The 19,795-nt window shown below is 43.5% G+C and carries 19 protein-coding genes and 1 pseudogene; 13 read left to right on the top strand and 7 right to left on the bottom strand.

The window, feature by feature from the left end:
• Positions 1-2: 2 nt before the first annotated feature.
• From QMY49_RS25140 to QMY49_RS25130, 3 genes are all read left to right on the top strand, one after another.
• Complete coding sequence (locus tag QMY49_RS25140; RefSeq protein ID WP_005449405.1) at positions 3-602, top strand: response regulator transcription factor; 600 nt, start codon at positions 3-5, stop codon at positions 600-602.
• A gap of 11 nt (positions 603-613) precedes the next feature.
• The gene (locus QMY49_RS25135; RefSeq protein ID WP_029789546.1) at positions 614-1,975 is read left to right on the top strand and encodes a GGDEF domain-containing protein; all 1,362 of its coding nucleotides are present in this window, start codon (positions 614-616) and stop codon (positions 1,973-1,975) included.
• 224 nt (positions 1,976-2,199) lie between these two features.
• A complete protein-coding gene (locus tag QMY49_RS25130) occupies positions 2,200-3,087 on the top strand; it encodes a LysR family transcriptional regulator (RefSeq protein ID WP_005449401.1) in 888 nt (295 codons plus the stop codon).
• Here QMY49_RS25130 and QMY49_RS25125 read toward each other — a convergent pair.
• Positions 3,084-3,692 carry a response regulator transcription factor gene (locus QMY49_RS25125; protein ID WP_281187428.1) on the bottom strand — a complete coding sequence of 203 codons (609 nt, stop codon included), beginning with the start codon at positions 3,690-3,692 and terminating at the stop codon, positions 3,084-3,086. The two genes, QMY49_RS25130 and QMY49_RS25125, sit on opposite strands and share 4 nt — an antisense overlap.
• A gap of 365 nt (positions 3,693-4,057) precedes the next feature.
• Here QMY49_RS25125 and QMY49_RS25120 point away from each other — a divergent pair, with 365 nt between their 5' ends.
• The 3 genes from QMY49_RS25120 to QMY49_RS25110 all read left to right on the top strand — a co-directional run bounded on the left by QMY49_RS25120 (position 4,058) and on the right by QMY49_RS25110 (position 8,054).
• Positions 4,058-5,977 (top strand): HAMP domain-containing methyl-accepting chemotaxis protein, encoded by a 1,920-nt coding sequence (locus QMY49_RS25120; RefSeq protein ID WP_283315156.1) that lies wholly within the window; start codon positions 4,058-4,060, stop codon positions 5,975-5,977.
• Positions 5,978-6,078: 101 nt separating this feature from the next.
• Complete coding sequence (locus QMY49_RS25115) at positions 6,079-6,801, top strand: nitroreductase family protein (protein ID WP_283315154.1); 723 nt, start codon at positions 6,079-6,081, stop codon at positions 6,799-6,801.
• A 272-nt stretch (positions 6,802-7,073) separates the two neighbouring features.
• The gene (locus QMY49_RS25110) at positions 7,074-8,054 is read left to right on the top strand and encodes a chemotaxis protein (protein WP_005449396.1); all 981 of its coding nucleotides are present in this window, start codon (positions 7,074-7,076) and stop codon (positions 8,052-8,054) included.
• A gap of 46 nt (positions 8,055-8,100) precedes the next feature.
• Here QMY49_RS25110 and QMY49_RS25105 read toward each other — a convergent pair whose 3' ends face one another.
• On the bottom strand, positions 8,101-8,634 hold the full coding sequence (locus tag QMY49_RS25105; RefSeq protein ID WP_017819534.1) for a prepilin-type N-terminal cleavage/methylation domain-containing protein: 534 nt from the start codon (positions 8,632-8,634) through the stop codon (positions 8,101-8,103).
• Between the two features lie 355 nt (positions 8,635-8,989).
• Here QMY49_RS25105 and QMY49_RS25100 point away from each other — a divergent pair, with 355 nt between their 5' ends.
• The 4 genes from QMY49_RS25100 (at position 8,990) to QMY49_RS25085 (ending at position 11,812) form a co-directional block, all read left to right on the top strand.
• Positions 8,990-9,712 (top strand): sulfite exporter TauE/SafE family protein, encoded by a 723-nt coding sequence (locus tag QMY49_RS25100; protein WP_005449394.1) that lies wholly within the window; start codon positions 8,990-8,992, stop codon positions 9,710-9,712.
• Positions 9,713-9,794: 82 nt separating this feature from the next.
• Positions 9,795-10,700: an EamA family transporter RarD gene (gene rarD / locus QMY49_RS25095; protein WP_005449393.1), complete on the top strand. Its 906-nt coding sequence runs from the start codon at positions 9,795-9,797 to the stop codon at positions 10,698-10,700.
• A 198-nt stretch (positions 10,701-10,898) separates the two neighbouring features.
• The gene (locus QMY49_RS25090) at positions 10,899-11,285 is read left to right on the top strand and encodes an MAPEG family protein (protein ID WP_005449392.1); all 387 of its coding nucleotides are present in this window, start codon (positions 10,899-10,901) and stop codon (positions 11,283-11,285) included.
• On the top strand, positions 11,279-11,812 hold the full coding sequence (locus tag QMY49_RS25085) for a hypothetical protein (protein WP_038898728.1): 534 nt from the start codon (positions 11,279-11,281) through the stop codon (positions 11,810-11,812). Before QMY49_RS25090 ends, QMY49_RS25085 begins: the two co-directional genes overlap by 7 nt.
• A gap of 309 nt (positions 11,813-12,121) precedes the next feature.
• Here the strand turns inward: QMY49_RS25085 and QMY49_RS25080 are convergent, their stop codons facing one another.
• From QMY49_RS25080 to QMY49_RS25060, 5 genes are all read right to left on the bottom strand, one after another.
• A complete protein-coding gene (locus QMY49_RS25080) occupies positions 12,122-14,278 on the bottom strand; it encodes a cytochrome c (protein ID WP_283315150.1) in 2,157 nt (718 codons plus the stop codon).
• Positions 14,275-14,886, bottom strand: coding sequence for a cbb3-type cytochrome c oxidase subunit II (locus QMY49_RS25075; protein ID WP_274793045.1), 612 nt, complete (start codon positions 14,884-14,886; stop codon positions 14,275-14,277). The genes QMY49_RS25080 and QMY49_RS25075 overlap by 4 nt, the downstream gene beginning before the upstream one ends.
• A gap of 1 nt (position 14,887) precedes the next feature.
• The gene (gene ccoN / locus QMY49_RS25070) at positions 14,888-16,297 is read right to left on the bottom strand and encodes a cytochrome-c oxidase, cbb3-type subunit I (protein WP_283315147.1); all 1,410 of its coding nucleotides are present in this window, start codon (positions 16,295-16,297) and stop codon (positions 14,888-14,890) included.
• Positions 16,298-16,312: 15 nt separating this feature from the next.
• The gene (locus QMY49_RS25065) at positions 16,313-16,681 is read right to left on the bottom strand and encodes a c-type cytochrome (protein WP_050936004.1); all 369 of its coding nucleotides are present in this window, start codon (positions 16,679-16,681) and stop codon (positions 16,313-16,315) included.
• Between the two features lie 468 nt (positions 16,682-17,149).
• Complete coding sequence (locus tag QMY49_RS25060) at positions 17,150-17,320, bottom strand: hypothetical protein (protein WP_009696160.1); 171 nt, start codon at positions 17,318-17,320, stop codon at positions 17,150-17,152.
• A gap of 343 nt (positions 17,321-17,663) precedes the next feature.
• On the opposite strand from QMY49_RS25060, the gene QMY49_RS25055 reads away from it, so the two are divergent.
• The 3 genes and pseudogenes from QMY49_RS25055 to QMY49_RS27340 all read left to right on the top strand — a co-directional run.
• Positions 17,664-18,554 carry a DMT family transporter gene (locus tag QMY49_RS25055; protein WP_017188965.1) on the top strand — a complete coding sequence of 297 codons (891 nt, stop codon included), beginning with the start codon at positions 17,664-17,666 and terminating at the stop codon, positions 18,552-18,554.
• A gap of 141 nt (positions 18,555-18,695) precedes the next feature.
• Positions 18,696-19,154: an acyltransferase gene (locus QMY49_RS25050; RefSeq protein WP_026000198.1), complete on the top strand. Its 459-nt coding sequence runs from the start codon at positions 18,696-18,698 to the stop codon at positions 19,152-19,154.
• A gap of 541 nt (positions 19,155-19,695) precedes the next feature.
• A pseudogene (locus tag QMY49_RS27340) lies at positions 19,696-19,785 on the top strand (DUF2301 domain-containing membrane protein); the annotation flags it as partial.
• Between the last annotated feature and the right edge of the window lie 10 nt (positions 19,786-19,795).

The following is a 19,795-nucleotide window of genomic DNA, read 5'->3' as shown; positions in this document are numbered from 1 at the left end:
GCATGATGAATAAACTGAACTATCTGATCTTTGATGATCACCCGCTGGTTTGCATTGCCATTAAATCTTTGGTCGAGAGCCTAGGCACTGCAAATGATGTTTTAACGGTAACCAATTCAAAAGACGCCTTAAAAATATTGAAAGAGCAACAAATTGGGCTGCTCATTTTGGATGTAAATCTCGCTGATTGCGATGGCTACGATTTCTACAAGCGCATTAAATCGCACGGTTTTGCAGGAAAAGTGATCTTCTTTTCTGCGGAGACGAGTCATATGTATAGCCAAATGGCATTTCGCTCTGGTGCTGATGGTTATGTATGTAAATCAGAAAACCACGAAATCTTAAAAGACGCGATTGAGGCTGTTTCCAAAGGTTATTCGTTTTTCAAATTCAAGCAGAGCGTTGAAGAGCATCGTAATGTACCAGCGTTATCCAGCCGTGAGAGTGCCGTGATGAAGTTATTGCTGCAAGGGAAAACCAATCGAGACATCGCGGATGTACTCTCGATCAGTGATAAGACGGTAAGTACCTACAAGCGTCGAGTTTTGGATAAGTACAATGTGAAGAACATCGTTGAACTCTCTAAAGTCCTCGGTACGTAATAGGAGAAAGAATGAACCTGAGAAACGTTTATTTGTCATTCTTCTTTGCTGTGCTTTTGTTTGTGACCTCAATGACCATGATTGGAGCCATGCTCATTTCTCATGAGGTGAAGCAATTTAAAATCTACACACAAGGCATTTCAAAAACCAAACAAAAAGTCATCATGCTAGGGCTCTTATTGGAGTCTGAGCTAGCGCGTTATGAAGGAACTTCGGCTAAGGAGATTACTGATGCGACCGAGTTCAGCTTTCAAGATGCGATTTACAAGCTTGATCCAAAGAGCGAGCTAGACTTTGTAGAAGCCGTCGCGCGTAAAGTGCTACATGAAGCTGAAGGTTATCTATCCAATGTCTACGAGCGGATTGATATCGTGCTTTATTTTCGTTCATACACAGGAAACAAGTTGATTCTTGAAAATGCTATTGATGGACTACAAGATTTGACGGAGCCTTTTGATATTGATTGGTGTAAAGAGACAAATTCTTGTTCGTTGGCGGCATGGAAAGATCAGTTGTCTGACCGTATTCTGATTTCTAAACCTTTTAAAACCACCTATTCGGATAGTCGAGCCTTTAGCATTATTAGCCCGGTCTACTTCAAAGGGGAGCTGGTTGGTGAATTTGGAGAGCAAATCTTTCTCGATTCGCTAAAGGCAGAAGGAAAGCAACTCAAAGTCGATATTAATAACGGAAATAAGCACATTGTGGTGTACTTTCCTCATTATCCTTGGCCTGAGTTTGCATACACTCAAACGTACGTAGCAGATAATAATAACCTGATTGTGTACAAATACCCGTTTAGCAAGATACTTATCGATTTTGGATGTTTGTTCTTTGTCTTTTTTGTTGTGATCTTTGCGTATTATTCAAAAGCGCAAGAGTCAAAAGAGAGCAAAATTCAACTGGCTAACGCAATCAGTGACGCAACGAAAGACGAGCTAACCGGGTTGTTTAATCGAAAAGTGTTCAAAGAGCAGGCTTTTAAGAACAAGATTAAGATGACACCGTTTACTGTGATTGCCATTGATGGCGATCGAGTTAAACGAATTAACGATAAATTTGGGCACCACGTTGGAGATGAAGTCATATCGATAATTGCTGACTCCATGAAAAAGGTCTTTCGGTCGACGGATTATCTTATTCGCACGGGAGGCGATGAGTTTATTGCGATATTACCCGATTGCAGTGAGAGCAAATCGTTAATTTTGGCGAAGAAACTACGCGCTGCAGTGAAAGAAAATCGCTTAAAAAGTATGGATGTAGAAGTGAGTGTCAGTACTGGTATTGCAATGAGCACTGAACATGAGACGCTGAACAACGTCATCATGCGCGCTGATGAGGACCTTTATGAATCTAAGCGTCACCGTAGTTAAGTAACCAAGTAACTAACTTAAGACAGTGTCTTAAACCTGAAAATTGCTTTAACTGACTTTAATGTCATTAAGCAACGGTATAAGAGTTTGATAAACTTGACCAAAACGTGACTTTGGTCTTCTATAGTAAAGCAGCCTTACTCATTAGGCTGCTTTCTGTGTATTTGGCTGAAGGTAAATAAAGAACTCAATTTTCATCTCTGACCCTATTTGGTAGCTGTGCTGTGAATAAAGATCTCGACCTAAACCTACTTAAAATACTGGTGCTACTGGAGCGTCATCGTCAATTGAAACCCGTTGCGAAAGCACTGGGCAAGAGCGAAGCCTCTATCAGCAAATACCTAACTCGCCTGCGTACTCAATTGGAAGATGAACTCTTTATCCGCCATGCACATCACTTTGAACCAACGGATTATCTAAAGCGTAAATTACCAGAAATTACTGATGCGCTAGGGCAGTTAGAATCTTGTCTAGTTCGCCGTGAGTTCGACCCACTCTCGTACGAGAAAAGCATCTCAATCTGCTTGCCTCAATCAGCACAACAGTCATTTGGTGATCTGCTTCTTATTGATTTAATGGAATTATTTCCTAATGCCTACATCAATGTAGAAAGCAGTACGGATAGCACAATAGACGATATCTTGGTTGATAAAGTAGATATGCAATTGCATTACTTTAACGAAGAGTATCCAAAAACCATCCATCAACAATTTATTGGTTATGCGCCAGCTGTCATCGTGGTACCCGAAGAGCTTGGGATCAACGATCTCGAAACCGCGTGTAAGCTCGATTTCATTTTGCTTGAGTTAGCAGGTTGGAAGGATAGGGAGCAGGTGACCAAGCGAGCGCTCGAACAAAGTGGGATTAATATAAACCGTGTTGCGACGATTGGTAATATCACGAGTCTACTCAAAGTCATAAGAAGCAAGGCTGCAGCGACAATATTACTTGAGTATCAAAAGCCAATTGAAGGCTATACCTTTATCCCTGTACCGGAGAGTTTTTACCCTCAAGGGCGACCAAAGGTCGTGATACAAATGAAGCAATCTCATCGCTACAACTCGATGCATCAGCTATTAACCGATGCTATCGCGAAGTACGTCATTTCTTAGCAGCACAAGCTGCCGCATTCACCTTGCGGAAGTGTATTAAGTAGCTCTACAACGGACTCGGCATGGTATTTCTTCAATATGCGAGTCTTATAAGTACTGATGGTCTTTGCACTTAATGACAACTGTTCAGAAATCTTCTTATTTGAATAGCCTTGAGCCAAATAATGGAAGACCATTGCTTCACGGTTCGATAGAGCAACGTTACCGCTTGATTGATTGTGCGTTGCTTTAAACATGGAATAACCACGCGTCACGCTAACAATCGCATCCATAATGGTCTCTTTCGATTCATTCTTATTTAAAAATCCATGCGCACCCATTTCAAACGCGGCTTTTGACAAGCTGCTGTAATCGCGAGAGGAAATAAATAAGATTCTTCCTTGATAACCGGTTGCCAGAATGTTCTTTGCCAAACGCATACCGTCTCTGTCACCTAAAACTACATCTAAAATAACCAAGTCAACAGGCTGGTTGCGAATGAGCTCCATAACTTCGGCACTGTCAGTTGATTCTACAACGTTCACAGTTTGGAAAGCGTTTTGAACAAGAGAAGCGAGCGCTTCGCTATATAACGGTTGGTCGTCGATAATAAGAACGTTATTCATATTTTGTGCCTCACCTTATATTTCAATTTACTTGCCGCTTCCATTCAGCACTCATTTAACGAGAAGGGATTGTAGGAAAAATCCTTGCTGTGTGGGTGAAAATGACAATTTCATTATTTGAAAAGGTGTGTCTCATTTTTTAGAAAGTGTCGCGTGGTAGATAATAGAATCAAAGAGATACGGCACGAAAGAATCACCGACCTCAGTTGAAGTACCAATCTTTCTTTGCCGTCAGAAAAGGCTTACACATTCGAATAAGTTTAATTATAACAACAAGATAGTGTTGTTTGTGTGTTGGGGCGAGTTTGCGACTTATCCGTTAGGTTTTTAGTATTTCCACTTGCTGTTGTTATGGAGTATGCGGAATGCTTAATAGAATTAAAAAAATAAAACATAAATTTTATCTGATCTTGAGTGCCGTTATTTTGGTGCTGTCTACAGTGTCTGCTGTTGGCTTTTTTACGACTAAACAGGTCAATTCAAATTTTATTCACTTTCAATCAATCGATGAGGCGGCTTTTGAAGCGACAGACGTTGAAGCAAATCTGTTGAAGGCTCGAATCAATGCATTGACGTATCGCACAAACCGCGACCCTCAATTTTTTAATCGAGCAATTGAAAGCTTGAAATTAGCGCAACAAGAGGCACAAAGGCAGGCTTTGAAGTCGACAGATAATGAGCGAAAGGGGCGCTTTGAAAAAGTCACCTCGCAACTCGAAAGTTATATAACAAACTTAACTGAAGTTTCGCAATTAATGCGAGAACGTGACGCTTCTGTTCTCGAACTGGTTTCTTTTCAAAAGCAGATTGAGGCAAAAATATCGCGACGACTGAGTGAGTCAGAAGTGCTTAGTAAGCAACGTTCGGAAGTTTCTCGCGCAGCTATGGTATTTAAAGCGTTGACGCAAGAAGCTACGGAGTATCTGTTAACCAATAACGAGCAAGATTACGAACAGTTTCAAGATCAGCTATCGCAATGGAAAAGTGATTTGTCCAAGTTAAGCTTCGCAAGCCAAGAACAACTCATTGAACTGACAGAAGGCTTTGCTCACTCGTTGTCTCAAGTTGCCAGCACGATTCGGACTCGAAACGATCGTTGGGAAGTACTTAAAGAGATTGGTTTTGATATTGCTGAACAACTGAATGGCATCAGAGTCGATGCCGTTAATGATCAAAATGCATTGAAAGATGAGATTCAACAATCCACTGAAGAGGCAATCATCAATGTGACGTTAGCTTTGTTGATTGGATTGCCAATCGTCACCTTCTTATCTCTGTATATTTCTCATGATATTACCGCGAATGTTCAGTTTGCTAAGCAGGTAGCTGAAAAGCTGAGTCGTGGTGAAATCAGGATGAGGCATGATCAGGTGAAAGGGAATGATGAAATCGCTGAAATGCTTGATGCGTTGCACCATATGGAAGCGCAGCTGTATAAAACGGTGTCAGGTGTGGTGTCTTGTAGTGACTTGCTTGCTTCGGCATCAGAAGAGTTGTCGGCAGTAAACGGAGAAATTCTGACGAATGCACAAGCCCAGCAATTAGAAACTGATCAAGTTGCCACCGCGGTGAACCAAATGACGGTAGCCATCACCGAAGTCGCCCAAAGTGCGAGTGGGGCATCACAAGAAGCTGCGTTGGCGACTAGTGTCTCTGAACAAGGGCAGACTGTCATGCAACGAGCCATGGAGCAGGTGGGCGGTTTAGCCACGCAAATGGGAACCATGAGCCAAGAGGTGGCTACCTTGTCCAATGGGACAGCAGAGGTTGCGGATATTACGGAAGTGATTCAAACCATTGCTGAACAGACAAACCTTCTGGCACTCAATGCAGCGATTGAGGCCGCGCGTGCTGGCGATCAAGGTCGTGGTTTTGCTGTTGTAGCAGATGAGGTGCGTCAACTGGCTCAAGAAACCCAGAAGGCGGTAGAAAAGATCGGTCATCGCATCAGTACGCTGCAACAGAATACGACTCAGGTGGTTGATTCCATTAATGCTGGGCAACGCATGCTAGAAGAAACGGTACAGCAATCAGCCTCAGCGAATGAAGCCTTTGTGAGTATTTCGGGGAATATTGAACAGACGAATGCGCTTAACACTCAAATCGCTACGGCGACGGAAGAACAAAGTGCTACGGCTGAAATGATCAATCAAAGCGTGGTATCGGTACGCGATCAAGTGGAGCAAACCGTTAATATGATTCAAGACTGCAATCAGGCAACAGATGAGCTAGCAAGAATGTCGGTTAACTTATCTGATCAAATTCGATTCTTTAAGCTGCAATAGAGAGGTGTAAGGAGCGAAATTTTACCTGATGGTGTATTTATACTTGCAGCTAAGCAATGAATCAGTAAAGATCGCGCTTTTACCTAAGTTTTGAGTCCGTTATGAGCCAATCTTCTTTTGAATCTATTGTTCATTCACGTCGTTCCGTTAGAAAGTACGATGCGAATGCTGAATTTAACCATGATGATGTAGCCAAGGCGCTCGCGTTGACCACGCTTAGCCCAAACAGCAGTAATATGCAGATGTGGGAATTTCATCGAGTGATTTCAGCGGAGAAGCGAGCGAAATTAGCCGACTTCTGCATGGGACAAAATGCGGCAAAAACGGCGAATGAGTTAGTCGTTTTTGTGGCGACTACTCATAACTGGGAAGAGCGCGCAAAGCGCAACGCAGAGACTGTGCGCCAAGCTTTTGAAGGCCGTGACGACGCTGCGGCCAAGCGCGCTCTAAAGTATTACGAAAAACTTATCCCAATGGTTTATAACAATGATGCATTTGGCATACGCGGAGTGGTACGCAAGTTATACAGCTGGTGGCTAGGTCGAAACAAACCGATGGTAAGAGAAGTCGCTAAAAGTGACGTACGTGTTTGTTTGCACAAGAGTGTTTCTTTGGCAGCGATGACTTTTATGTACGCGATGAGAGAAAAAGGCTATGACACTTGCCCAATGGAAGGCTTCGATTCAAAACGTGTAAAACAGTTGCTTAATCTAAGAGACAGTGATCAAATCACCATGGTCATCAGTTGTGGTATCAGAAGCGAAGAAGGGGTTTATGGAGAGCGTCATCGCGTAGATAACGAAGCGGTCATTAAAACTCACTGATTCTTTACTAATTATGGCTAAACTTTTTGTTTTCCCTGCCGTTAACTTAAGGAACCCAGCTGCAATATTGAATACTTGAATGTGTTTTGTACAAAAATGAGACAAATTTTAAGCATTTGATATAGAAGTGTGCAGTCAGCATCCTTTTGATTATTTACAAATTCTGTCTCAACGACTACAAAAGGACTCTTGGATTTTTTCGCCTGTGAAGTGATTCTCTGTGGCATTGCATCAAGCCTTTTTCTTGGTGCGTATTTTGGATAATTGTGTTTATGAGTAACGTAACCAGCACTATATTGACTGAGAGTGGTACCAATGAGCTTGAAATCATTGAGTTCCACCTAGAAAAACAGATGCCAGATGGCAGCACAAAAACATGTTATTACGGTATTAACGTCGCTAAAGTTCGCGAAGTGATTCGCGTACCAGAGACTACCGATTATCCGAACGCACAACCGCATATGATTGGCGTGTTCTCTTCCCGTGAAGTGTTAACTCCGTTGGTGGACCTTGCCGGTTGGCTTGGCGTTCCGACTCGTCGCGACTTAGAGCGTAAGTTTGTGATTGTGACGGATTTCAACAAGATGACGAATGGCTTCTTGATTGACAGCATTTCACGCATCCACCGTATCTCTTGGAATGACGTAGAATCACCGAGCCAGTTCTTAGAAGCAGGTGAACAAGATTGTGTGGTTGCTGTTGTTCGTAAAGATGGCAACCTGATCATGATCCTCGATTTCGAGAAAATCATTGCAGACATCAACCCAGAGCTGAGTATGGAAAAATACGACGTAACGGGTGATAAATCGGTTGACCTTAACCAGCGTATGGTTGGTAAGCGTAATGCGAAAACCGTTATGGTTGTGGACGATTCAGCGTTTATTCGCTCACTGATTCAAGATACTTTAGCATCAGCAGGCTATAACGTGATCACATGTAAAGACGGCGGCGAAGCTTACGAGAAGTTAATGAGTCTCATCGAAGTAGCGAAACAAGAACAACTGCCAGTACGTGAGCTGCTTGATGCTGTTGTTACCGACGTTGAAATGCCGCGTATGGATGGTATGCACTTGGTAAAACGACTACGTGAAACGGAAGCCTACAATGAAATGCCAATCGTGATGTTCTCTTCTCTAATGAGTGAAGATAACCGTGCGAAAGCACTATCACTAGGGGCAAATGACACGATTACTAAGCCAGAGATTGGTCGTATGGTCAATATGATGGATAAATACGTGTTTAACTTTGCATAAGCAGAAAACAAGATGACAAAAGGCTGCCGATTGGCAGCCTTTTTTGTTATTTAGGACAGGGTAAAATTTCTAGTTTATAACTTTTGTTTTTACTCATCGGTGGTCCATATAAAATGCCACATTGAGTAAGGCTTGCACGAGGGTCGTCTCTTGGAGCGATAACCATCTCTCGAGTAAAAGAACCGGCCTCGTGATGAAATGTCTTCCAGTCGGAATTGCTGCTCTCGTTTATTCCTTGAATCAGTAGACCAATAGTGTGGTCATCTGCATCTGGGTAACCATATAGGAAAGTGCATTGCATCGAGTCACTTGTCTTACAGCCATCAAATGGCAGGTTAGTTGCAGGGTAAGCTGTTTTTTTATTAGAGACGTAAGGTACGCTTTCTAGTCCCGCAGTTGCCATTTTTCCATACCCAATGGCAAGAGCTGATGCAATTGCACCTTTCATTCCTTCCAAACGCGCTTCGCGAGCATCATCTTGAATGTTTAAGAAGCGGGGTGCGGCAGTGACAGCAAGGATGCCAAGAATTACGATTACAACAACAAGCTCAATTAAAGTAAAACCTGATTTTCTTTTCATAAACCATCTTTAAGTTAGGTTGATACGATAGTCTAATATTTATTTGTTATTTAGTGCCTTAGACTGTGAAATTCTACGTGTGGTGAATTTTGATAGTGCATTCACTCTATAAAAGCCGCTGATTATAATGTCGATTTTGTGTTCTGGATAGAGGAGTATTGATAAATTAAACATTGCATCTTTGTACAAAATTCGAAGTTGCAGAAAGTGAGCCTCTAAAGTTCGGTTATTGAAATATTTTGATTGTGTTTTAGATAGGTTTGATGAATCCTACGCAGGGCGAGAGTAGGTGAATAATAGATAATTTATATTTAACTAACTCTCTAATAAATAGATAAAATATAAGAACGCATCGATGGAATTCGATTCTACTAATTTGCTTGCAATGGGGCTGATTTTCCTCGGCTCTTATGTACAAACGGCTATTGGCTTTGGCTTGGCTATTGTCGCGGCTCCACTACTTATTCTATGGGCTCCGGAATACGTTCCTGCTCCCATCTGTTTAGTTGCATTGTTTATTTCATTAATGAATGCGATGAAGCACCGCAGTAATGTTGAACTCGGTGGTTTGAAGATGGCGTTGATCGGTCGTATTCCCGGATCGTTAGCGGGTGGGGCGCTGTTGTTTTATGTTTCGACAGAAGCGTTAACGCTTTGGATTGGTTTTCTCGTGCTTTTTGCTGTGGCTGTGAGTGTCTTACCTTTTCGCATTGAGCCAACACCAGGACGCATGACGTTTGCAGGTTTCTTTTCGGGGCTCTTTGGTACAAGCTCCGCGATCGGTGGACCGCCAATGGCGTTACTACTTCAGCATCAAGAAGCGAACCAGTTACGTGGTAACCTTTCTGCTTTCTTTGTGTTTAGCTCTATTATCTCGTTGGTGGTTCAAATTCCGGTGGGATTCTTCAATCTTCATCATTTGATCATTACTTTGCCCTTACTGCCTGCAGCCGCATTCGGCTATTGGTTGGCAATAAAAACAACACAGTCCTTGCCTAAAGAAAAAGTGCGTTTCGGTGCGCTAGCGCTGTGTTTTATTAGTGGAATTACCGCGGTAATTCAAGGCCTAGCCTTATAGCGAGTATTGGTCCTTTTGTTTCGCTTTACAAACCAAATTTGCTCTATAGAATCGCGTCACTTTTTTATTTGTCGAGTCAGTTATGAACAACAATCGTTACGGCAATTTTATGGCTGCACTTTCCTTTGTTATCTGGGGATTGTTGCCTGTTTACTATCGCTTTCTGCCAAATGCATCAATGGATGAACTGTTGGCGCTGCGCATCATCGGCTCTGTACCTGTGGGGTTTCTATTAGTACTGGTGATCACGCATCACATGCCGAAATGGGCTGCTATCTGGAAAGATAAAAAGTCCCTTTGGTATACCTTTGTTGCAAGTAGCCTAATGTGTATTTCTTGGGTTGCATTCACTTGGGCGTTAACCAATAACCGTGTTATTGATGCGAGCTTAGGCTTCTTTATTGGACCTTTGGTTTCTGTTGCGCTGGGTGTTTTTGTCCTTGGTGATAAGCTGTCAAAAGGTCAGTTCATCGCCATTCTTTTAGCAACCATCGGTGTAGTTTATCAGGTTATCCAATATGGTCAGTTACCATTAGTGGCACTGACAATGGGCTTATTCTTTTCTCTTTATGGCTTATTTAAGAAAAAGATTAACTTTGATTGGAGTACAACACTCTTTATTGAAGCGGTGGTGCTTACCCCAATCGCATTGGCATATCTGATGTTTAAGCAATGGACGATCGGTGAGTTATCTTCAACCGTCGATATGACCACGTTCATGCTTTATTTAGGAAGTGCGCCAGTAACTATTCTCCCACTGATTTTTTATTCGATTGCGATCCGAATTACTAACCTGTCGACAGTAGGGTTGATGCAATACATTGAACCGAGTCTTCAATTTGTATTGGCCGTCGTGTTCTTTGGTGAACTATTCGATAGTGTAAAAGCGGTGACATTTGCTTTTATTTGGGTGGGTCTGCTGTTCACGATCTGCGAAGGTATCGCCAAGCTTTCTAAGCGTAAAAAGCTCGCTAACCACTCTCTTTGATGATTTCTTTCTTTAGATTTATAGGGCTAATTTATACCCAAGCAACTTCGGGATGCCCGGTTCAGGTAGAATGCCTTGGTTTGTAGACGCGGCGGCGATTTAAAGATCTAGTCACTCTAAATCAAGAATGTATGTATTTTATAAATATGTTTTTTATAGAATAATTAGCTCACAATAATATTTAAAGAAGGAAGTTTTATGGTTACCGCGCTTTACGCATCTATTCTCGCATTACTGCTCATCTGGCTCGCTTTTCAAGTCATCAAGCAACGCCGCAGCAACAAAATCGCTTACGCCGATGGTGGAGTTGAGGCGCTTCAAATCGCTCGCAGCGCACAAAGCAATGCAAGTGAATACGTTCCTATCACACTCATTTTAATGGCGTTATTAGAATACAACGGCGCTTCGCTACTGTGGATACACCTTGCTGGTATTGTATTTGTGATTGGGCGTGTGATTCACGCAAAGGGAATTCTCGGTGAGGATTTAAAAGGTCGAATTACAGGGATGAAGTTAACCTTCTTTACTATGATTGGTTTAGTAGCCCTTAACTTGATCTATTTACCTTACGGGAGCTTATGGTAAAAAAATCGACATACTTACCGCCTGCATGGCTATTGGTGTTTGTTGGACTGGTTCTTAATATTGCTGCGATTATCTTAACCAGTGTTGTGTTAGATAAACTCGGTAAAGAGATCAGTTTACTGGCTGAACAAAAAGCCGATAACCTCTATTCGATACAACTCGCTTGGAATAGTGTCGAAACATTGGAGCGAAAGCGGGAAGTATTGTTGTTGCATTTGCACCTTGCTCAGAGTGAACCTGTTTCAGAAGAAATGAACCAAGTGTTGAGAGGGCATTTGTCAGCATGGACAGGGCAGGAAGTAAGTCCAATCCAAATTGAACAGTTACCTAATCTGATGTCTGAGATCAATCAGGCGCAAAATAACTACCGTAATCGTATAGACAGCTATTACCTTGCCAACTTGGAAACCACGGAAGTGATGACAGGTTTGGAAGAAAAGATGGCTTGGTATAAAAGTATTGGTTTGTTTCTTCAAGTCTTCGGTTTGGCATTAATTTTAGCGCGAGATCTCGCCCGTAAGCCATAAATGAATTGAAGATTGTATTTGCATATTGCAAGGTCTTGTTCGCAATATGCAATAAGTGGAAAGTGGTTAGTGTGATTATTCGTTCAATTTGACTGCAAATGATTAAATAACAATCGGTTTTACTGCATCGAAAAGTTGGCATGTCTAATGCTTTAGTTTACATGACCCTTTTAAGCCGAGGGTCACCTAGCCAACTGACGTTGTTAGTGAACCAGATTGTTCACAGAAATATATAGCCAATCACCCAATTGTGATTGGCTTTTTTTATTCCTGTTAGCCAGGGAACACAGGTCCTGAAGTCTGCTGACCCTAGCGAATGTTGATAGTGTTGTCGCGCCTGTCGTACATGTCTGGGGTGGTGTGCAGACCGCCAGCATATCCAGCCGCTTCCAATGTTTCTCTCACTTCTCGCACATCTGCCGCCGTCACTTCCTGCTGTTGATCCCCGAGATGCCTACGTACAAAGGTAATGAGCTCGGCTAAACGTGCGTCAGAGAGGATATCCTCAAAACTTGCCATCGGCATGAAGTTACGCTCCGGATCAATATAGGTAGGCTGTAAGCCACGCACCGTTACCGCAATAGTATTGAATGGGTCACTGTGCATGATGATGCCATTGTTCAAGAGCGTTGGTGCAATAGGGGCTCGACCTTTACCATCGTTCCCATGACACGCGCCACACGTTTGTTTGTAAGTAGCATAGATCGGATCTTGATAGGCAGCTTCATCGAACCCTTTCGGCTCTAAAGGCACCGCATCGGCAGCAATGAAGTTGTTTACGTCACCGCTGAGTAGGTAATAGGACATGGACTCGATGTCTTCGCGCGTCATCAAACTCAAGCTGTTTTTGACCACGTCAGCCATCCCGGCAAAAGCGGTACCTTTGTCTGAATGACCTGTGTGCAAGAAGTCGGTCAGTGTCTTTTCATCCCAACCACCCACGTACAGCTCCGTAGACGTAATGTCAGGTGCGTTCCAGCCGTCTATCAGGTTACCTTGGAAGATGCGCTCAGGAATTAGCGCTTGAGCAATATTACGCGGCGTGTGGCACTCTGAGCAGTGTCCTAAGCCTGCCACCCAGTATTTGCCTTTCTGCCACTTCTCTACGTCATCCACCGTACCTTCAAGCTCTGAAGGTAGGCTGTAGTCGATGGGGTCGGTGTCCATAAAGACAATGTTCCAGCCAAGGAGACCAAGACGAATGTTCGATGGGAACATCATGTGGTTTTCATCGTTACGACGCGCCACGGCAGGAATAGACTGCATGTACTCCCACAAATCCGTCATATCTTGTTCAGTCAGATATTGATAAGAGGTGTAAGGCATAGCAGGGTAGAGATAACCGTGTTTGCCTTTACCTTTTACGAGTGCATCACGAAAGTCATCATAGTTATACTCACCAATACCTTCACTGGCATGAGGCGTGATGTTAGTGGAGTAGATGGTACCAAAAGGCGTAACAAACGGCAGACCGCCCGCAAAAGGTTCGCCACCTTCAGCACTGTGACAAGCCACGCAGTCCCCCGCGTGCGCGAGATATTCACCACGTTCGACAGATTGAGCGTTAAGTGCTGCGAGTTTTTGCTCTTCCTCTTCGCCGGCTTTGCGGATGTAGGCACCAATCGCAAGGACCTCGTTTTCGGAAAGCTGGTTTTCAAACGCTGGCATCAGATTATTCAAACCGTAATTGATGGTGTGTTGAATCTCTTCGATGCTGCCGCCATGAAGCCAAACGCTGTCTGACAAATCAGGCACACCGGTTTGTTGGTTTGCGATGGAGCCATCTCCATGGCATGAAGCGCAGTATTCCACAAACAGACGTTTACCAAGTTCAACTTTTACCTCTGGCACGTCACTGTGGCGTTGATTGAGAGAGGCAAGGTAATAGGCGACTTTATTTACTTCGTCTTTTCTCATTACCTCTACCCATCCCGGCATAGCACCGTTACGCCCTTTTGCGATGGAGTGAATAATGGCATCGTCATCTCCACCATACATCCATTCTTTATCGATAAGGTTAGGAAAGTGTTTTTGCCCTTGCGCGTTATCTCTATGACAAGCGGCGCAATGGGTTTGAAACAGCATGCGTCCAGTGCGTACGATGTCGGTATTTTGTGCAAGTACCGCCAAAGAGGTGTTTGTTACTTGGCTAAACTGCTGATCGAGTGTGGTCGAAGGTGAGCTGAGTTTGTCATTTCCTTGGTCATAATTCACCAATCCTTTCCATTCACCTAGCCCTGGATACAACACTAAATAGCCTGCAGAGAGTAAAAACGCGACAGCGTAACTTATAAACAGCAGCTTAGGTGGTGGGGCATCTTTTTCATCTATACCATCAAAAGAAGCAATGGTGTGGTCTTGATCTGCTTTGTGGTTGCTTCGCCAATACTTGACGATAACACTCACCATAAGGGCAAAAAATATTATGGTGCAGGCAACTGCCCACCAGTTCCAGAATGTGCTCATGGTGCCACCTCCTGTGCTGTGTCTTGACCAAGGCTTTGAAGGTAACGAATCAAAGCTTCACCCTTGGTTTTACCTCGAATTTGTAGACGTGCGTCTGATATCTCTTGGTCGGTATAGGGTACGCCTAATGTACGCAGTGTTTCCATCTTGTTGCCAATGGCATTACCAGACAGAGTTTGCTCAAACAACCAAGGGTAAGCAGGCATGATGGATGTTGGTACAACTTGGCGTGGATCGATAAGGTGCAATACATGCCATTGGTCCGAATATTTCCGGCCTAGGTTGGTTAAGTCTGGTCCAGTACGTTTAGACCCCCACAAGTTTGGGAACTCGTAAATATCATCAGCCTCTTGGTTAGCGCGACCATTGCGCTTGATTTCAGGTTCCAATGGGCGAACCATTTGTGTGTGGCACACATGGCAACCTTCGCTGATGTAGATATCGCGACCCGCAAGCTCAATTGCGGTTAGGGGCTTAGCTAAACTGCCTTTGGCGATGTCATCCGTGCGAAGAATATTCGGCACAACCCAAACTGCGAGTGAAAAAGAAGCTACAACCATCGTGGTGATGATTAAGATGATAACCGAGTGAGTAAAGTCTTTGCTCATCTTATGCCTCCTTTGCCACTAGTACGGATGGAGAACGCACGGTCTTATACAAGTTAAACGCCATCAGGAACAAGCCAAGTACAAAGAGTGCGCCACCAAAGAAACGTAAGAACAACCATGGCGCTTTAAAGTTCATGGCTTCAATAAAGCTGTAAACCAGTTCGCCATTCTCGTTTTGGGTTAGCCACATGTAGCCTTCGCCAATACCTGCCACCCAAAGTGCGATAGCGTAGATGGCGACACCGGCATGGGCGAGCCAGAAGTGCCACTTGATCAAACGCTGCGACCAAAGTTCGGTTTTGCTCCACAGACGCGGGATGAAGTAATAGAACACCGCAATGCCGGACATGCCCACCCAACCTAATGCGCCAGAGTGAACGTGCCCGATCACCCATTCGGTGTTATGCGCTAACATGTTGAACCAGCGAATCGCCAATAGAGGACCTTCAAATGTGGCCAAGCAGTAATAAAGAATTGCCGAGAAGAAGAACAGGCAAATGTAGTCAGACTTGAGCTTCTCTTTGTTTTGTAGAAGTGTCATCGCGCTGTTGAAAGCGCCTGCCCAAGAAGGAAGCCAAAGGATGAGAGACATGATGATGCCAATGTTTTGCACCCAAACAGGTACTGATGAATAAACCAAATGATGAGTACCTGCCCAAGTGTAAAAACCAACCAACCCCCAAAAGTGGATCACAGACAAACGGTAAGAGTAGATAGGGCGGTCAGCGGCTTTAGGTATGAAATAATAGTTCATACCAATCACACCGGCAGTCAGCAAAAAGCCCACCGCGTTGTGCCCCCACCACCATTGCACGATAGCGTCTTGCGCTCCGGCAAACACAGAATAGGACTTCATCAAAGAGACGGGCATGGCAAGGTTGTTCACGATGAAAATCATCGCAATAACAATGATAAAGGCGGCGAAGAACCAGTTCGCAACGAAGATATGGTCAACTTTCCGCTTCGCAATCGTGCCGAAAAACAGCACAGCGTAGAGCACCCAGACCAAGACGATCAGTACGTCGATTGGCCATTCTAATTCTGCATACTCCTTAGATGTCGTGTAGCCAGCCGGTAACGTAACGAGTGCTAAGAACAGCACCAATTGCCATCCCCAGAAAACCATCCAAGATAAACTTTGATTGAAGAGATTACAGCGTCCGGTGCGTTGAGCGATGTAGAGAGAAGTACCCATCAAAATGTTGACGACAAAACCGTATATCACGCCGGAAGTATGTAATGGTCTCAGGCGACCGAATTGGAAGTATTGAGAATCAAAGTTGAGCACGGGCCAATATAACTGCGCGGCAAGAATGACACCGATGATCATCCCTGCAATAGCCCACACTAACGATGCCAACACAAAATACTTCACAACTTGAGTGTTGTATTGAGTTGCTGCTTGTTCCATAAGAACGCTCCTCGTTTAAGGCTGCGGCTCGTTACCTAACTGTGAGTAGTAATGGGCGATGTCTTCGATATCTTGATCAGAAAGCGCATCAGCTTGCTGCTGCATTAATACCGCCAGACCACTTGTGCGCTCACGCGCTTTGTAATCCTTCAAAGACGAAATTAGATAGCTCTTTTTCTGACCGCGCAAATTCGGGTAGGCGTCGATAGTAGAAATTCCGTCGGTACCATGACACGTCATACATACTTTCGCCTTTTCCTTACCAACCTCAAATTGAGCATCGGTATTGGTGTCGGATGCGAAGGTGATCGGAGAGAAGCACATAGTGACGACGAGAGTCGTCTTCAGCACTGTGCTCATGCATTGTGTGTTCTTTAATCTCATCACTGATTCCCTAGTAATTTGAATGCGTTTTCACTAACTTGGGCGTTTTACAAACAGGTTCTTCGCTCTTATTCGTGAGGTGAATGAACGGGTTTGTTTTTTATTGTTGTAGGTTAAAGAGTAAGCAGGTACTGGCGATATCGCTATGTACAAGCCGATTTAGTTGTGGTTTTCATTACTAATACGCACCAACTCGATGGATTGGACAAAATCATTACCAATAAAACTAAAGTGAAAAGAGGTGCTTAGCTTTTGCCTTTTGAAAAATGGTGAGTTTTGTTTGATTTGAGTGGGCTCAGTATTGTTTTAAGAGGTGAAGGAAATTGAAAACCGCCCTGATTTATACCCACCAGACTTTTAGATCGCCGCCGCGTCTACAAACTAAGTTATTCTCGCTGAACCTAGCATCTCGAGGCTACTTGGGTATAAGCAAGAGCGGTTAGAGAATAGGAGATCTTTCAAAACACATTATCGACCGCGGTAGATCATCATATCGTAGATATGTGTGATGGATATTGGATCGGCTTCGATAGTACTCACGCGAAAAGAGGAGATAAGACTAAACAGCGAGCCGAGCGCAATTGGAGCAATGATAAGCAAGGCGATCAGAATGAAAAAGAGTACGGTTGAATGTCTCATAAAGCACCTCCTGACGTCTGTTTTGTTTCGTTGCTATTGTAACATTTTGCCCCGAATTTAGACTTAGGTTATTCCGTACTGTATTTGAGTTTTTACCTAAAGGATTCTTGTTATTCTGATGGTTTCAAATAACAAAATAATGACAGGGTTTCACAGTAATTTTCTCGATGATGAATTAGTCACAATGTATACTGTGAACGCTTCGCAAACGTTAACACTCCTCAGTCTAAGTACACATTTAGTCCAGCATTTGCGATGTAAATATAACTAGCAATCACGCATTAAAATCAATGATATATGAACCCCTAACGAATCCTTCGTAGGGTCTTTTTTGTGAGTAATTATGTTTAACTCAGAACGCAAAGCTGCATTCGTGCTCGTCGCTACTACGATGATCGCGGCATTAGGGTGGATCTTCTCTAAAGAAACCATTCAAGGTCTCCCTCCATTCGGATTTATCGGTCTGCGATTCACTATCGCTTCACTGTGTTTGTTGCCTCTGTGTATCAAACCGCTTCGTGCTGCCAATAAGAAAGATATTTTTGCCGCGGCAGGCGTTGGTGTGCTTTTGGGAGGCGCGCTGATGTGTTGGATCTACGCGATTTCAATTAGTGATACGTTAGGTGAGGGCGCATTCATCATGAGCCTATCAATGCTGTTCGTACCCATTGTCGCGTGGATTATGTTTCGTCAAAGACCTCAACGAATTTTTTGGGTGTCACTACCAATCGCGATTCTTGGCTTAGGGTGTTTGTCTTTAGCTGGTGGTTGGCAACAATCTAGCAGTCAACTTTGGTTCTTAGGCGCTGCTTTGATGCTCGCTCTGCACTTCAACGTAAACAGCAAGTATTCGCAAAAATTGCCTGTGTTGTTACTGACGTGTATCCAATTGTTTGTCACGGGTTTGATTGGTTTGTTGATTTCATCTTTGGTGGAAACGGTGCCAACTGAAGTATCGACGTCTATTTGGATTTGGTTTGCGCTGAGTACGCTTTTGGCAACCAGCTTGCGTTATGTGATGCAAACCATGGGACAAAAGTTTGTCCAAGCGGGTAACGCTGCACTGATTATGATCCTTGAACCTGTCTGGACAGTGATCTTGAGTGTGATTTGGTACGGCGAAGTGCTGACCTCCAATAAACTCGTTGGTTGTGCGCTTATCTTATTCTCTTTGGTGATCTACCGAACTGGCGGTAGACTCCGCTTTCCAAAATCTCGTTACCGTCTACAGTAGTGTAAACAACAATGCCAGCACTCATTTGTAACATATTTTGTTTTTAGATGGCATACGCAGAATCGTAAAGAAAACGACCTGAGAAATTTATCAATAAGAATTACGGTCTAGAATTAACTGGTGTTTCAACTGGGTCAGAATATGTTTATACATGAGTTAAGCGATGTTAAGAGCAATGCTATTGGAGAGGATACGAGAGTTTGGCAGTTTTCGATTATATTTGCGAATGCTGTTATAGGCTCCAACTGCAACATATGTGCTCATACTTTAATCGAGAATGATGTCGTTATAGGTGATGACGTAACGATAAAATCAGGTGTTTATGTTTGGGATGGCATCACTATTGAGGATGGGGCGTTTATTGGTCCTTCAGTGGTGTTTAGTAATGATAAATATCCACGTTCAAAAGTATATCCAGAGAAATTTATGAGGACACTGGTTCAACGAGGAGCATCAATAGGAGCCAATGCAACAATTTTACCAGGGATTACAATTGGAGAGCGTTCAATGGTTGGTGCTGGTGCCGTTGTTACAAAAGACGTTCCTTCAAAAGCTATAGTAATGGGAAACCCTGCTAAGGTAGTAGGTTACGTAGCGTAATCGCTATTAAATGTTAGATTTAACGGTGATTGCATGTGGTTGATCACCGCTCTAGATTTATACTGCTTCGGGATGTTTCTTTGATCAGTACGGCGACTCTTGATACCTCATTCTTTTTGATTCCTGTGTAGACCCAACTGTATACCCAAGTAAACTCGAGATTCTAGGTTCAGCGAGAATGACCTGGTTTGTAAACGCGGCGGTGATTTAGAAGTCTAGTGGGTCTAAATCAGGAGTCGCCAACAAAGTATACAAACCAAGACCCTTACTATTTGCAAAGAGTGCCCTTTGGAAGCGTGTCATTGACTCGCTTTTCTATTAAACCAATGGCTAAGTCAAACAACTTGGAAAGAGCTGGCTATTACGCTGCGTTGTTTTCCTTGCTTGTTTTCGGTAAATAGGGAATCAATGACAAAGCTCTGAATCCAGCGCCTTGAAGTCACTTGGGTATATTCATCAGCTGCCATAATTGGGCTGTTTTCACAAGAGGTCAATAGAGAATGTTAGGTATCTCGTTAAGAAGGTCCTTTTGCTTTTTGTGCATGGATTGGTCATCGGCTTCCTGCCTTTTGCTAAGTGGCGCATGCCGTTGCACTTTGATATCGGAATCAAAGCTAACTACGAGATTTAACCTCAAGCAA

Origin of the sequence: Vibrio harveyi, from assembly GCF_030060435.1 — a bacterium.
Taxonomy (GTDB): Bacteria; Pseudomonadota; Gammaproteobacteria; order Enterobacterales; family Vibrionaceae; genus Vibrio; species Vibrio harveyi.
This window is presented reverse-complemented; position numbering and strand designations above follow the sequence as displayed.

Coding starts and splice junctions, on each gene's coding strand:
- QMY49_RS25140 (WP_005449405.1), top strand. CDS start 3: ATGATGAATAAACTGAACTATCTGATCTTTGATGATCACCCGCTGGTT.
- QMY49_RS25135 (WP_029789546.1), top strand. CDS start 614: ATGAACCTGAGAAACGTTTATTTGTCATTCTTCTTTGCTGTGCTTTTG.
- QMY49_RS25125 (WP_281187428.1), bottom strand. CDS start 3,692: ATGAATAACGTTCTTATTATCGACGACCAACCGTTATATAGCGAAGCG.
- QMY49_RS25120 (WP_283315156.1), top strand. CDS start 4,058: ATGCTTAATAGAATTAAAAAAATAAAACATAAATTTTATCTGATCTTG.
- QMY49_RS25115 (WP_283315154.1), top strand. CDS start 6,079: ATGAGCCAATCTTCTTTTGAATCTATTGTTCATTCACGTCGTTCCGTT.
- QMY49_RS25110 (WP_005449396.1), top strand. CDS start 7,074: ATGAGTAACGTAACCAGCACTATATTGACTGAGAGTGGTACCAATGAG.
- QMY49_RS25105 (WP_017819534.1), bottom strand. CDS start 8,634: ATGAAAAGAAAATCAGGTTTTACTTTAATTGAGCTTGTTGTTGTAATC.
- QMY49_RS25100 (WP_005449394.1), top strand. CDS start 8,990: ATGGAATTCGATTCTACTAATTTGCTTGCAATGGGGCTGATTTTCCTC.
- rarD (WP_005449393.1), top strand. CDS start 9,795: ATGAACAACAATCGTTACGGCAATTTTATGGCTGCACTTTCCTTTGTT.
- QMY49_RS25090 (WP_005449392.1), top strand. CDS start 10,899: ATGGTTACCGCGCTTTACGCATCTATTCTCGCATTACTGCTCATCTGG.
- QMY49_RS25085 (WP_038898728.1), top strand. CDS start 11,279: ATGGTAAAAAAATCGACATACTTACCGCCTGCATGGCTATTGGTGTTT.
- QMY49_RS25080 (WP_283315150.1), bottom strand. CDS start 14,278: ATGAGCACATTCTGGAACTGGTGGGCAGTTGCCTGCACCATAATATTT.
- QMY49_RS25075 (WP_274793045.1), bottom strand. CDS start 14,886: ATGAGCAAAGACTTTACTCACTCGGTTATCATCTTAATCATCACCACG.
- ccoN (WP_283315147.1), bottom strand. CDS start 16,297: ATGGAACAAGCAGCAACTCAATACAACACTCAAGTTGTGAAGTATTTT.
- QMY49_RS25065 (WP_050936004.1), bottom strand. CDS start 16,681: ATGAGATTAAAGAACACACAATGCATGAGCACAGTGCTGAAGACGACT.
- QMY49_RS25060 (WP_009696160.1), bottom strand. CDS start 17,320: ATGAGACATTCAACCGTACTCTTTTTCATTCTGATCGCCTTGCTTATC.
- QMY49_RS25055 (WP_017188965.1), top strand. CDS start 17,664: ATGTTTAACTCAGAACGCAAAGCTGCATTCGTGCTCGTCGCTACTACG.
- QMY49_RS25050 (WP_026000198.1), top strand. CDS start 18,696: ATGTTTATACATGAGTTAAGCGATGTTAAGAGCAATGCTATTGGAGAG.